The sequence below is a fragment of the Acetobacter oeni genome, from assembly GCF_011516825.1.
GTDB lineage: Bacteria > Pseudomonadota > Alphaproteobacteria > Acetobacterales > Acetobacteraceae > Acetobacter > Acetobacter oeni.
In genome coordinates this window covers 22,928-36,757 of record NZ_WOTA01000021.1, presented here as the reverse complement: position 1 = coordinate 36,757, position 13,830 = coordinate 22,928, and the positions used below count along the sequence as shown (strand labels likewise).

At 53.2% G+C, this 13,830-nt stretch carries 9 protein-coding genes, 1 tRNA gene and 2 pseudogenes; 7 read left to right on the top strand and 5 right to left on the bottom strand.

Annotated elements, in window-relative coordinates; all coding sequences use genetic code 11:
• Positions 1-186: 186 nt before the first annotated feature.
• The 4 genes from GOB90_RS13390 to GOB90_RS13375 form a co-directional block, all read right to left on the bottom strand.
• Complete coding sequence (locus GOB90_RS13390) at positions 187-1,866, bottom strand: ABC transporter substrate-binding protein (RefSeq protein WP_242012023.1); 1,680 nt, start codon at positions 1,864-1,866, stop codon at positions 187-189.
• 22 nt (positions 1,867-1,888) lie between these two features.
• Positions 1,889-2,527: an SCO family protein gene (locus GOB90_RS13385; protein ID WP_146888676.1), complete on the bottom strand. Its 639-nt coding sequence runs from the start codon at positions 2,525-2,527 to the stop codon at positions 1,889-1,891.
• Entirely contained in the window at positions 2,527-5,310 is a 2,784-nt protein-coding gene (polA, locus tag GOB90_RS13380) for a DNA polymerase I (RefSeq protein WP_146888770.1), read from the bottom strand. The genes GOB90_RS13385 and polA overlap by 1 nt, the downstream gene beginning before the upstream one ends.
• Before the next feature lie 256 nt (positions 5,311-5,566).
• Complete coding sequence (locus tag GOB90_RS13375; protein ID WP_146888679.1) at positions 5,567-5,782, bottom strand: zinc-finger domain-containing protein; 216 nt, start codon at positions 5,780-5,782, stop codon at positions 5,567-5,569.
• Between the two features lie 81 nt (positions 5,783-5,863).
• On the opposite strand from GOB90_RS13375, the gene GOB90_RS13370 reads away from it, so the two are divergent.
• On the top strand, positions 5,864-7,027 hold the full coding sequence (locus GOB90_RS13370; RefSeq protein ID WP_261765966.1) for an alpha/beta hydrolase: 1,164 nt from the start codon (positions 5,864-5,866) through the stop codon (positions 7,025-7,027).
• A gap of 80 nt (positions 7,028-7,107) precedes the next feature.
• Positions 7,108-7,184: transfer RNA gene (locus GOB90_RS13365), tRNA-Arg, on the top strand.
• 298 nt (positions 7,185-7,482) lie between these two features.
• Here GOB90_RS13365 and GOB90_RS13360 read toward each other — a convergent pair.
• Positions 7,483-8,405: pseudogene (locus GOB90_RS13360) on the bottom strand (transposase).
• A gap of 96 nt (positions 8,406-8,501) precedes the next feature.
• On the opposite strand from GOB90_RS13360, the pseudogene GOB90_RS13355 reads away from it, so the two are divergent.
• The 5 genes and pseudogenes from GOB90_RS13355 to msrP form a co-directional block, all read left to right on the top strand.
• Positions 8,502-8,594 (top strand): annotated as a pseudogene (locus GOB90_RS13355) (IS5/IS1182 family transposase); the annotation flags it as partial.
• Positions 8,595-9,304: 710 nt separating this feature from the next.
• Positions 9,305-10,396 (top strand): acyltransferase family protein, encoded by a 1,092-nt coding sequence (locus GOB90_RS13350; RefSeq protein ID WP_146888685.1) that lies wholly within the window; start codon positions 9,305-9,307, stop codon positions 10,394-10,396.
• Positions 10,397-10,685: 289 nt separating this feature from the next.
• Positions 10,686-11,279, top strand: a complete 594-nt coding sequence (locus GOB90_RS13345; RefSeq protein ID WP_146888688.1) for a preprotein translocase subunit YajC — start codon at positions 10,686-10,688, stop codon at positions 11,277-11,279.
• Between the two features lie 271 nt (positions 11,280-11,550).
• The gene (locus GOB90_RS13340) at positions 11,551-12,753 is read left to right on the top strand and encodes an MFS transporter (protein WP_146888691.1); all 1,203 of its coding nucleotides are present in this window, start codon (positions 11,551-11,553) and stop codon (positions 12,751-12,753) included.
• Positions 12,754-12,887: 134 nt separating this feature from the next.
• Positions 12,888-13,823: a protein-methionine-sulfoxide reductase catalytic subunit MsrP gene (gene msrP, locus GOB90_RS13335; protein WP_146888694.1), complete on the top strand. Its 936-nt coding sequence runs from the start codon at positions 12,888-12,890 to the stop codon at positions 13,821-13,823.
• The last annotated feature ends 7 nt before the right edge of the window (positions 13,824-13,830 follow it).

Here is a 13,830-nt window from a genome sequence, read left to right as displayed (position 1 = left end):
AGCAGGCCAATGACAGAGCAGAGAACAGAGGCTGTATAATGCGTCTTGTGAGGGGGTCAACCACAAGCAGATGTCACCGGGGACGTTCCGGTTCCGACATGGTTTTCTCAGAATGGCAATGAGACAGAATGATATGAAAGAGCTTTATCTGTTATTATTCCAGAAGAAAATACGACAAATGGCATACTATCTGAGCTGAAACTGGGAAAAAACCACCTGGTAAATCGGGGCCACGAAAGCGCCCTGAACGCGCGAAGAGGTCAGCGTAACCCAGCGTACCTGATCGATCGGAACTGCGGGGGCCTGCGCCATCAGCAGACGGGATGCCTCAGCCCACAACGCATTTCCTGCTTTCTGGTCTGTAACAGAAACGAGGCCCGCTTGGTCCATAAGGGCATCAAGGTCATGGTCACAAAAACCGGAGATGTTGATCGAATTGTCGGAATGTGGCGTAAATGTTCCGCAGGAGAACAGAGCCTGCAGGTAAGTTGACGCGGACGGATAATCCGCATTCCAGCCGGTCAGACCAACCTGCACACGATTGTCGCTGTTCTGGATATAATTGAACTGCACGGATTGAGTGATCGAACGGACAGAGGCCACATAGCCCATGCTGGCCAGCGTGCTCCGTAATTCGTTGGCGCGGGCAACGTAGCCCGGTTCCGATGGCGAAATGACAGTGACATGCTGCCCCCTGGTCCCACTTTCTTCGACAAGCTGCCGCGCCAGGGCCATGTCCGGTTCCTTCCACTCCGGCGCAGGGTTTTCAGGGGACGCTCCCTTCGTATAGATGCACCCTGGTTCAAAACCAGGAGCCCCCACAGGCAGCATCTGGCACGATGGCACCGCCACCGACGAACCACCGCTATGGATCACCATCGCCTTCCGGTTCAGCGCGTAATTAAATGCACGTCTGGCCCGAAGGTCATTAAAAGGAGGAATATTAACATTGAGAGCAGCATAATAAAGATTCAGGAAATCAATGATATGGATGCGATCTGTAAATTTACTGCCAATCTCCGCAAGCCGGTCGAGTGAAGCGTTCTCGTACATCCAGTCATACTGACCGTTCTCAATGGCTGTTATGGCAGCCTCGGGATCAAGACCAAACGCATAGTGAATTGCGTCCGGATAGGCTGCCGGCTGTGCATCGTGATTCCATTCGCGGAAATACGGGTTTCGTTTAAGCTCCATTCCTGAATTCGGATCATAAGAGGCAATATAGTAAGGCCCCGTTCCAGGCGGCGCTGTATTTCCTGTGTCACGCGCAGGTGTTTCAGCCGGTACGATAGCGCCGTGCAGAAATGCCAGCCTGTCAAAAAACTCGGAATCCGGATGTGTCAGATGAAAAGTGACTGTTCCTGTGACGTCATCAGCCTCGACTCCTCCTGACAGCACGCAATGCTCCGGAGCGTGCAGACATGCGGTGCCTCCGACGATATGACTGTAATATGGTCCGGCTGTCGGACTGTTCACTTTAAAAAGTCGTCGCATGGATGAGACAACATCATCAGGCGTCAGCAATTTTCCATTCGAGAAACGGATTCCCGGTCGCAGGTGAAATCTGTATGTCAGTCCGCCATCTTCCGGAACCGGAAGTGAATCGACGAGATCCGGTATGGCCTGGCGATTGAGACTTCCGGGTGCTTTTGCGAATGTGGTCAGCCCGTCATAAACGACGGCTTCGATCTGGTAGTTCAGATGTAGATAGCTGACCTGAGGATCCAGAGTCCCACCGGAGTTCTGAGCTGTCAGGCGCAGAATCCCGCCTGTATGAGGCCCCGGGGGAACGGCCGGGCGGGACGCTACGCTATCGTCAGATGCGAAAGCTGCTGTAACGGGCATCAAAGCAATAACGCCCGTCAAAAAAACACTCCGGAGCAGCATGCTAATGTTGTGTCAGAAGCGGTTGCAGTCTGGCCTGCATCTCCTGTGCACTGGCCGAGGATGACATCATTCCTGCATAGCCACCCGCAGGGTTCATGATAACGATCTGTGGAGAAGTCATATATGCATAACCCCATTCCGGATCAGGACGTTTTTCGATCGAAGCATGAAACTCCTTTGTCACGGCCTCCAGCGTCGCCGGCGCTCCGGTACCGGATATGATTTTCGCCGGGAATTGCAGGGCATATTGTCGTAACTGCTCAGAAAGATCCCGCTGCGGATCAAGGCTGACAAAAACCGGTGCGATCCGGCGTCCGTCAGGATCGACAACATGGAGAGCCTGACTCAGTTGAGTCAGCATTTTCGCGCTGCTGTCATCCACAGAATGAATCGCGCCGAACATGACCAGCATCCAGCGGCCGCGAAATGTTACATCGGTCATCGTGCCGTCAGATGCGTCCATCAGACGAAAGCGTCCGCCGACTTCATTCCCCTCGGAACTTACCATGGGACCCATGGCATCCGATATGCGATAGCCCGCATAAGTCATGATACCCGCGACAAGCAAAGTGGCCCCGACGATGACCATCAGCTTTGGATTCCGGCGCTTTTGCACAGGATGTATCTTATTCTGTGACATCAGTGTGCCTCCGCCCAGTTGGCGCCGATACCGGTTTCCACCACCAGTGGCACTGGCAGAGATGCCGCTTCTTCCATAACGCGTTTTACCACTGAGGCTGTCTCCTCCGCCGCCTGCTTCTCAACTTCGAACAGCAGTTCATCGTGAACCTGCAGCAGCATCACCGCAGGCAGGCCGGCTTCTGCCAGCATACGCGGTAGCCGGACCATCGCTCGCTTGATGATATCTGCTGCGCCACCCTGCAGAGGCGCGTTAATCGCCTGCCGCTCGGCATAATTCCGCTGTGCCGCATTTTTTGCCGTAATCCCTGGTACATAACACCGTCGTCCCAGCGGTGTCATGACATAGCCGTGTGCCTTTGCTTCAGCCCGTCGGGCATCCATATAAGCCCGGATTCCCGGATAACGAGCAAAATAGGCATCAATATAAGCTCGTGCCTCACCCGGTGGAATCGCGAGTTGTCTGCCCAGACCGAAGGCGGAAATCCCGTAAATAATTCCGAAATTGATCGCCTTTGCCCGACGGCGCGTCAGTGCATCCATCCCTTCCAGTGGCACACCGAAAACCTCTGATGCCGTTCGCGCATGAATGTCCTGCCCCAGCGCGAAGGCTTCACGCAGGGTCGGCACATCCGCGACGCTTGCCAGCAGACGCAACTCAATCTGCGAATAATCCGCCGACAGCAGAACCTTTCCTTCCGGTGCGACAAAACTGCGCCGGATCTGTACACCTTCTTCCGTGCGTACCGGAATATTCTGCAGATTCGGATCGTTAGAAGACAAACGGCCGGTGGTCGTGATCGCCATCTGGAACGAGGTGTGAACCCGTCCCGTTGCCGGATCCATCTGTGCAATCAGAGCATCCGTGTAAGTACTCTTCAGCTTTGCCAGTTGCCGCCAGGCAAGAATCTTTTCCGCCAGTCCGATCCCCTGATCCGCCAGTTCCTGTAATACTGAGGAATCCGTGCTCCACGCCCCGGTCTTACCGCGCTTGCTGCCCTTCAGCCCCATCTCATCAAAGAGAATCTCTCCAAGCTGCTTCGGGGAGCCGACATTAAAATTCCGACCGGCCAGGGCATGGATCTCAGCTTCAATAACGGACATGCGCCCGGAAAAATTCTCCGACAGTCGCCGCAATTCAGTCGCGTCCACCCGGATGCCAGCCTGCTCCATATCAGCCAGAACCGCGATCAGCGGACGATCAATCTCTTCATAAAGAGCCAGCGCCTGATTGATCCGAAGTTGCGGTCGTAACACCTGCCACAAACGCAGTGTCACATCCGCGTCCTCAGCCGCGTAGGCCGTCGCCCGGTCCGGCGTTACCTGCTGGAACGGAATCCGGTTCCGCCCTTTGCCCGTTACCTCATCATATGTGATCGGTACATGACCCAGATGCAGCTTCGACAGTTCATCCATGCCCTGCCCATGCAGACCTTCCGACTGCGCATACGAAATCAGCATCGTGTCGTCGGTCGGAGTCAGAACCTCTAGCCCCGCCCGCCGGAATACAAGCAGATCGAATTTTGCATTCTGAAACACCTTCAGCACCGACGGATCGGCAAACAGTGGCGTCAGCGCGGCGACAACGTCCCTGACCTCGATCTGCATACCGACAGGCGCTTCCAGCGTACCTTCATGCAAAAGCGGAACGTAACAGGCCTTCCCCGGGGCGACCGCCAGTGACAGGCCCACCATACGTGCCCGTAAAGGATCAAGTCCGTCCGTTTCGGTATCAACCGCGCAGACGCCGATCTGCTCCGCTGCTTCGATCCATGTCGCCAGCGTTGCCAGATCGGTCACTGTTTCATATGGCCCGTAAGGCACCTTCGCGGGTTCAGCGGCAGGAGCCGGAGGACCGGCCGCAACGTGAGCGGCGCGCATCGAAGAACGGGCTGTCGCCTGTGTCAGCGGCGACCCGTCTCCCAGCCCGAACCGATGTCGGATCGACCGGAAGCCCATCCTGTCCAGCCATTCGCCCAGTAAAATGACATCCGGATCATCCACTGCCAGATCTGTCACAGGAACGGGCAGAGGAATGTCCGTCTTCAGTGTGACCAGTTTCAGAGAAATCCGTGCATCATCCGCATGCTCGATCAGTGCATCCCGACGTTTGGATTTTTTCATCTCCGGAGCCGCCGCCAGCACGGCTTCGAGAGATCCGAATTCATTGACCAGAGCGGACGCCGTTTTAGGTCCAACTCCCGGAATCCCCGGCACATTGTCCGTCGGGTCACCCATCAGTGCCTGAACATCAATGACCTTATCCGGCCCGACGCCAAATTTTGCTTCCACCTCGGGCACACCGATCGGCTTCTGCCTGATCGGGTCCATCATATCGACGTGAGAACTGATCAGTTGCATCAGATCCTTGTCGGACGAGACAATGGTGCACTGGCCGCCTGCTTCGGCCACGGACCGCGCATAACTGGCAATCAGATCGTCAGCCTCAAATCCGTCCAACTCGATTCCCGGCACGCCGAACGCCGCCGTCGCCTCCCTGATCAGACCGAACTGAGGAATCAGATCTTCAGGAACATCGGGCCGATGTGCCTTATATTGCGGGTAAATCTCATTGCGGAATGTGACCCGGCCAGCGTCGAAAATAACCGCAAGATGCGTTCCCACATGCTCTCGCATCAGGCGTGTCAGCATATTGCAGAATCCGAATACCGCATTGACCGGAACGCCATCCGGGTTGCTCATCGGCGGCAGGGCATGAAACGCCCGGAAAATAAACCCGCTGCCATCCACCAGAATAAGGTGAGGCATCCCCGTATCGGTCATGAGATAAGTCGTCCCGCAACTGAGAACCCGGCCAGACGCTCTCATCTGCTCCGGTGTGAAAACACCGGATAAAACGAAACGCGCACAGCAAAAAGCCCGAACCTTAAGTCCGGAGCAGACGAGCGGAATACATCCGGCCCGTCACGAGATCGTCAGGTAACACATGCCGGGGAAAATTGCGCGAAGGTTACGGCTTTCCGGCCGCAACCGGAATGGCCGGCAGTCATGCCTGGAAGAGCAGCCCTGTTGCGCGCTTTCAGTGCGACGTATCGGGGCCTGCATTCGGGTCCACCACGAACAGGCGCGAGCAGTAAGGACAGAATGTCTGATGTCCGCCAATCTTCAGCCATACCCGGGGATGTCCGAGTGCACCCAGTCCGCCATCGCAGGAAATCCTGTGCGTTTGCACAATCACTGTTTCAACATGGCCCAGACGCGGCTTCGGTGTCGGGTTCGTCGGCTGAATGAGCATGAAACTATCCTGTCCTGCGGGCCGGGGCTGGCTGGCCATGGTGCCCGGCGATAAAGTGTTGGAATGATACGCCGGAACACCGTGAGTTCAAACCATCCCCACGCTTTTGTGTCTGCTCTCTTCAGAGTTCGGCGTAACGGAACATCCCGTCTTCGGATTGAAGCAGGTCGTCTGTGTGCTTCCTTTATAACTCTGCTGCTTCTGAGCGGCTGTGCCAGCGAACCCGTTATCCATGTCCCTTCGCGCTATGCTTCCGATGCCCGCCTGATTCCACCTTCCCGGATGCTGACGCTTTCAGATGGGGCGCAAATTCCGGTTCGCATCTGGCCGGCCATTAAGCCTGAACGCGGCATCATTCTCGCCCTGCACGGCTTTAACGACAGCCGCGATGCCTGGGAAATGACAGCTCCGTCCCTTGCTGCCGCCGGTTTCACACTGTGGGCGCCCGATCTGCGAGGCTTCGGTGCGGCGCCGGACAGGGGAGGGTGGTCGGGAACGAAACGTATGGTGCAGGATACCGCTGAGGAACTGACGCTGATTGCAAAGGAGAGACCCGACATGCGTCTCTGGCTTATGGGGGAAAGCATGGGGGGCGCCGTAGCCATGCTCACCATGTCCGGGTATCGCGGGTTATACGTGGAACGTCCACGTATCGCCGGAACGATCCTGCTCGCGCCGGCTGTGTGGAATCTTGGTTCCGGCGCCGATATTCCTCTCCGGCTCCTCGCCGCGCTGGCTCCGAATGGTCGCGTGACGGGACGCGAACTCCCCGTGCGTGTTACTGCCAGTGATAATATATCGGCCCTCCGCCGCCTGTATTTTGATCCTCTCACGCTCCATTCAACAAAACTGATCGCTTTGCGTGGTCTGGTCGATCTGATGTCTGAAGCCGCCGGCAGATCCTCCGACCAGAGCGGGCCGACGCTTATCGTGTATGGTGACCACGATCAGCTGATTCCCGCAGACGCCATGGCCCGTGCCTGGCGTAGACTTCCCGCAACCGTGCGGCGTGACATTATCCCTGGCGGCCATCACTTGCTTCTCCGCGACAAAGCACGTCAGCGCATCGCATCTGATATTCTTTCCTGGCTCCTTACCCCGGACGTGCCGCTTCCATCCGGCGGGGATGTCTCCGCAGCGGCCTGGGCCAGCCTGCATGCTGCCACTCCGCATGCCTCCGGTCCCACCAGCGCCGCACTTCCCGTTCTTTTGCCTGAGCGGATGGACAGTCTGCTGGTAAAATAAAGAGCTGATGCAGTTTTTGGGGCTGCTTGAGGAAACGCTCTTGGCAACTATGCCCTGAGTGCAGTAGAAACAGCTTAACTGGACCCGTAGCTCAGCTGGATAGAGCGTCGCCCTCCGAAGGCGAAGGTCACGCGTTCGAATCGCGTCGGGTCCGCCAGAACAGTAAACAATCTGCACATAAACGCCGATCTGTTGCATTGTAGTGTCTAACCTTTGGTCCGGTTAGACATTTCCTCCAGTTTCAGCGCAAGATGTATGGGGATGATGAGCTCGGCACCTGTCTTTAATTCTACTGCAAAGAGGTAACGCCCTGAGACACATGCAGGGATCGAAGAACCATTGATTTATAGCCTGGTGGGGTGAATTTCAGCCCATGGTGCGATGATTGATGGTTTGACCTGGTGTTTTTTCGCTCTGCTTTTGGAACAGAGCGTTGGGTATTACGCCTTAAGCCGCTATGTGGCTGCATTGATCCTATCGAGAAAGAGAAAACGGCGCATATTGTAGGCAATGTTGGCCAACCCGATCCTCGTGGTGGCCCGCTTGACCCCTACACTACGGATAAACGGTCCCATCTGTGATTTCTGATCGGCAAGACATGCTCGACACTCGCAGCTGTATTGCTTTTATCCGGCAATCCCTCACGTAGTCTGGTGCCATTACTGGCTGCGGCATCCGTGTCCTCCACTTGCGGATCAGTCTGAACTTCCGGTCGATGGAAACGTGAGATTTGTAGCCGAAAAACGGGATGGCCAGGTCTGTGGAAGGCGTGGTCCCATCCTCTTGCCGTTTCGCCCTGGTAAACTTCAGCGTCCAGCGGGCATGGCGGTCCTTGTGCGACAGCTTTGCCGGCTTGTCTTTCCAGTCGTCCGGGATCCGGCCAGTCCGGAGATCAGCCTTCTCACCATTGGTATTGCGCGGCTTTGGGGCCGCGACCAGTGTGGCGTCAAGGATCTGACCCGATATCGAAAAATAGCCTGCATCGTGCAGGGGGATGTCAAAACGATTGAATAAAGCCTCAATCGCACCAGCCTGTGTCAGGCGTTCGCGAAACAGCTAGACAGTTTTCGCATCGGGCACACGATCCGACAGGCCCAGATCAAGAAAGCGCATGAACGGAAGGCGATCGTTGATCAGATACTTCGTTCGTTCATCGGAAAGATTGTTCAGGGGGCTGGATCACCAGGATTTTGAACATCAGCACCGGATCAAACGGCGGGCGTCCGCCTTTGCTCCCGTCCGAATACGCCAGGGCCTTCTCCAGATCAGGCCGGAACACGTCAAAATCCATAGTCCGCGAAAACGCTTCGAGTTGATCGCCAGGCCTGCTCAGACGTGCAAGCCGCTCATCAACATCAAAGAAACCGGGCTGCTTCATGCCGTTCCTCCCATCCAAGACAGGAGGAATGGCATCACACAGAAACACTCAAACCAAGGGGTTTTTCGAACCTTCCAGGTTCGGAAGGCTCAGGGGGACTGGCGGCGTGTCGCAATACGCTACGATAGATGCCCGAACGCTTTCTTCTCAGCCATCTGCCTCGCAGCAACCATCATGTTCTGGCTATGAGTCCTGTGCCTGGTAAATCCTGAATACCAAAATCCCCTGCGGGCCTGGCTGATAAGACAGTTTGCGCTGATCATAAAAGCAGATTTTTCTGTTTTGATGACTCTATGCTCTGCATTATTATGCGCATCAAATAATTTTTATTGGTTTGTTATGAAGTGTAATTAAATAAACATTATTAATTTATTTTTTCATGGTTATTTTATTTATATGTTAATTATTTGTAGATTAATATAAATAAAAAACGGTATTTTATTATGATATTTTTTTGTTATTTACATCTAAAATAAAAATTAGTACAGGTGTAACGTGGAGTGCCATAATATATTCTGTTTTCTGTATACGCATTAGAGACAGATATCGTGATGAAACTTAAAAGGACGGCACAAAAACTCCTGATCCAAAAGACTGGTTTGCCGGCAGATATCCACCGGTCACATGAAAAGGATTTCTTTTTTCTTTTATAATTAATTATTAAATAGATAAAAATAAATAAAATAACAATCTATAAAAACAAAAATATAATGTAATTTATCATCACATGACGCATAATAAATCATACATTCTGAATTTATCTATAATAAATTTTGTTTTTTTATAATAAATCATATATCCTTATGATTAGTTATTGACGATCAATGCGGCATGTCATAGCGGTTTCATGAGCTTTCCTGAGATTTTTACTTCTTAGAATCTATGCCGGGGATTTTGGCGTGCTGAATCGCAAAACTTCTGTCGTAATGTCGATCCAGTATATGAGGGCGATTGCGGCGCTAAGTGTTGTCGTTTTTCACCAATTTCAAACAATTATTCCGCTGACGCAATGTGGAAAATATGGAGTCGATCTGTTTTTCATTATTAGTGGTTTTATAATGATCGCTCTTACAGACCGAAAGGAGACTTCTCCTTCTGATTTTGTTTTAGAAAGATTTGTAAGAATTGTTCCTCTTTATTATATAGCTACATTGGCGACTTTAGTTCTGGTAAAATTTCATATTTATGTGCCCCATCTTGTAACGAGCAACATAGAGCACGTTCTAAAGTCTGTTTGTTTTATGCCTGATTTTGACAAAGAGCATAAACTGTTTCCGGTTTTGTATCTTGGATGGACTCTTAATTATGAAATGTTTTTTTATTTTATTTTCGCGGGATGCTTGCTTCTCAACACGACAAAAAGAATTGTTGTCCTGATATTTTTTCTGATATTTTTTTGTACGCTTGGCGCAGCAAATGATTTCAGTTCTGCAATCGCGAAAGCTTACACTGACCCACGCCTTCTCGAATTTGGCGCGGGAGCCGTTCTGGGAAGAGTTTTTGGAATAAATCTTGATAATTTCAGTAAAGAAATACAGTTTTTGTATTCATTGTCGGTGACTCTATTTCTCGCCGTAATGAGTCTGGCTTTCAGTTCGCTGCTGGCAGCCGTTATCATCTCCATAATTTTTACAGCGGCTCTTATGGTGGAGCGTGGGGGAACTCTTCCGCAAAGTCGTGTTCTCCTTTATCTGGGTAGCGCATCTTACTCAATCTATCTTTTCCAGAGTATAGCTTCTGACGCCGTAAAACGTGTTGTTCTTTATCTGAACTATTTTATTTCCGTCAGTGCGACTGTGCAATCTCTGCTGTCGGTTGCCGGGGGCGTTATTCTTGGCTGTTGCGTTTTTCAGTTTATTGAGCAGCCCGTAACGCGGTTTCTGCGTAAGAAACTGAAGGAGCGTGCGTCGGCTAAGGATTCAAGGCGGGCAGCCGCATATTCAGGTCAGTACACCATACCTGCAGACGGAAATCTCGAATCTGCACGTTAAGCAGTCAGGGATAAATTTTTATCCGTCATGCTTAGTGGAGAGAACCTAAAATCCTGGTGAGAATGGGATGTCCTGTTTGTATGTCCACTGCCGGCGCCGAAAACCGCAGGTTGTGCGAATCCCGGCAGGAGTGGATACCGCAGTCTGAATGATGTAATAGCAGCGTTCTTATTAAAGACATAAAAAGCGGGATCTCCCCATGCCTTTCGGAAGCCTGATAACCCCTGCCGCCACGAAACATCGCCATTCCGGCTTTGTGATATTATTCACTCTTTGCTGTGCGGGCGTCATGCACACCGGCAAAATTTCTGCTCAGACGGTGATTACCGGAAACCAGACAACGGTAGCTACAGTGGAAACGATTGACGCGGGAGAGGGGGATCTTCTCCTGCGGGATAGCGATGGGGGGCTGATCACCATTGAAATTCCTCATGGCACCAGAAATCTCCCGCATCTGCAGCCAGGGGACCGGATCGGGGTCCGGTTTTTCCAGACACTGGACGCAACGCTGGCAAGTCCCGAGACTCCGGCCCCCGTTTCAACAGTCTCTGCGGCTCATGGCTACCGGAACCGTCACCCTCATGGAACTCTGATTTCATTCCGGCGTCGTCGTGTGCATGTCGTAGCCGTCGATGCAATCCGGAAAATTGTCACGATTGCCGGACCGTCCGGCGCAAGCCAGACTGTTTCCGTGCAGCAGAAGGCGTTTCAGCCTCTGCTGGCAACATTGAAAACTGGCGATCTTGTCGATGTCACAACGATGGATGCCGTTTCTTTCACTGTGATGAATCGTGTTGTTTCGCCATCGGTCAGCATACAGGAAGGGACGGCGGCACCTGTAGCAGCCCCTGCTCAGAACCCGTCTCCGATGAGTGGTAACTGAGAATTCATTGTGCTCCCGGTGATCATCTGAAACATGGAGAAAATCGGGAGTGCCGGTGAACCGGAACACAGTAACGAGTTCACCATCTGAAAGACTTCGCTCTGCTGTGCTGGTCATGGTCCCGTCGTGTGACCTGTCAGATTTGGGGGCATGCGAGGAAAACAACATCTCCCCCTCCTTCTGAGTCCGACCTTTCCGTCGCCGGCTGATCTATGTCAAATGACTTCCCCGGTGAGTGCGTTCAGCGTCACCTTTTCTGCCCAGGGAAGTCATGCTCTTCAAATCACTGTCCGGTCCGGCAATCGCAGGCCTTTGTGCCTTGTTCGCCTCGACATTTATCGCCGTTACGACAGAAGTCGCGCCTGTTGGGCTTCTGATTGATGTTTCCCAGGCATTTCACATTGAGGAAGGGCATGCGGGGCTGGCCGTCAGTGCTTATGCTCTTCTGGTGGCTTTCGGCGCTGTCCCGTTGACTATTTTTACGGCGAGGATGGATCGGAAGATGCTGATGCTGCTTTGCCTGGGTGGATATGTGATTTCCAACCTGATCTCAGCAACTGCTCCGACTTTCTTCGTGTTGTGCCTGGGGCGGGCGCTCGGCGGTGTAGCGCATGCCGTGCTGATGTCTATTGCATCTGCATATGCTGCCTATCTCGTCCCGGAGCGTATGACCGGGCGCGCTATTTCTTTTGTATATGGCGGAACCTCTCTTGGTTCTGTGCTCGGTGTTCCCGGAGCGGCTGCCCTCGGGCATTTTGCCGGCTGGCGTGTTGCTCTGTACATAATGGCAGGCCTTGCAGTCCTGCTGACAATTTTCATTGCTGTTTTTCTACCCCGCGTCCGTGCTCCTGCCGGAGGCACGCCCCGCCTGCCAACGTTACGTTCCCGGCACGCAGCACGGATTTTTGCCATCGTTGTTGCGGTTAATGCTGTTTTCTTTTTTGCGCATAACCTTCTTTATACGTATGTGTCGCCGCTTCTTCTGGCTCACGGCCTTCCGGAACGCGATCTGAGTATTGCATTGCTCATTACCGGAGCTGTCAGTGTGCTGGGTCTCTGGGCTGCCGGGCAGCTTGTGGACAGTCTGCCTGCGGCCGGGCTGTTTGGCGGCGGCATCGCCATGCTGACGGGCATGTGCCTGGTATATGATCATCTGCTTTCCGGCTGGATGTCAGTTGCTGCGGTAGGGCTGTGGTGCGCCGGCTACGCAGCCGTCATTCCTTTTGTCATGTCCGGAGCTATTCGGGCGCGCGCTACCAGCGCTGATGTTGCTGGGGCGGCCATTAATTCAAGCAGTAATTTTGGCATCCTTCTTGGTTCCGCTGTTGGCGGCCACCTGCTGAACAATCTGGGTTTTGCTATTCTTGTGCCTGCGTCAGTTTCTGTAGCGTTAATCGGAATTCTGCTGACCGTGTTCAGTCCAATGGCGTTTCCGCGCAAGCTGGCGGAGACCGGACCTCATGCACACACATAGCAAAAGTAGATAAAGCTCTGATACTGTGCCAGTGTCTTCTGACGGGGACGCGGCCACGCAGCCGGCAGGAACTGTCTGGCTCCGAATAACGATATCATCATCGAATCATCTTCCTTCTGGCAGGAGCAACTGCCGTGGCTTCCTCGTTTTTCCCCCAGCCTTCCCCCAGTGAAATTACCCTGAAAGAACACTATCTGAGACGTCGGACAATTCTCGCGTCCACCGGGCTTCTTGCTGTGACACACGCGGCAAAAGCCGCTGGTCTGCAGACCAGTCCGGGGCCGTTTGGAACAACAGAGCGTCCGACCCCGCGAGAGGACATCACGCACTACAATAATTTTTATGAATTCGGACTTGATAAATCGGACCCGGCCCGGCTTTCCGGTAGTTTTCATGCGCGACCCTGGACGCTCCGTATCGACGGTGCCGTTGCGAAACCCATCACCATCGATGTTGATCAGCAGATTACCGCGCATAAGATTGAAAACAGAATTTACCGAATGCGCTGTGTCGAAGCATGGTCCATGGTCATACCCTGGGACGGTATTCCACTAGCCGAAATTCTGCGGAAGGCAGAACCCCTGGGGTCAGCAAAATTCGTCGCCTTCCGCTCCGTCATGCGTCCCGATGAAATGCCCGGACAGAAAGACAGCTTTGGAAATATCGCCTGGCCTTACGTGGAAGGTCTGCGACTTGATGAAGCGATGAATCCTCTGACATTGCTTGCGGCAGGGCTTTATGGAGAGATACTCCCGAACCAGAACGGAGCTCCGCTACGGCTCGTTGTGCCATGGAAATACGGGTTTAAAGGGATCAAGTCTCTCACGACGATTTCTCTGCTTGAAACAATGCCTCCCACTTCCTGGAACAGGCTCGCTCCCGATGAATACGGCTTTTATGCCAACGTGAACCCGGATGTTGATCATCCACGCTGGAGTCAGGCCAGTGAAAGAGTCATTGGGAGTGGTGGATTTTTTGGAGAAAAGAGACAACCGACCCGGATGTTTAACGGGTATGGTGAACAGGTCGCCGGCCTCTATGCGGGGATGGATCTGCGGAAATATTATTAAATATACA

Excerpts from the sequence above, each read along its gene's own strand:
- GOB90_RS13345 (WP_146888688.1), top strand. The coding sequence starts at position 10,686 with ATGCACACCGGCAAAATTTCTGCTCAGACGGTGATTACCGGAAACCAG.
- GOB90_RS13340 (WP_146888691.1), top strand. The coding sequence starts at position 11,551 with ATGCTCTTCAAATCACTGTCCGGTCCGGCAATCGCAGGCCTTTGTGCC.
- GOB90_RS13375 (WP_146888679.1), bottom strand. The coding sequence starts at position 5,782 with ATGCTCATTCAGCCGACGAACCCGACACCGAAGCCGCGTCTGGGCCAT.
- polA (WP_146888770.1), bottom strand. The coding sequence starts at position 5,310 with ATGACCGATACGGGGATGCCTCACCTTATTCTGGTGGATGGCAGCGGG.
- GOB90_RS13385 (WP_146888676.1), bottom strand. The coding sequence starts at position 2,527 with ATGTCACAGAATAAGATACATCCTGTGCAAAAGCGCCGGAATCCAAAG.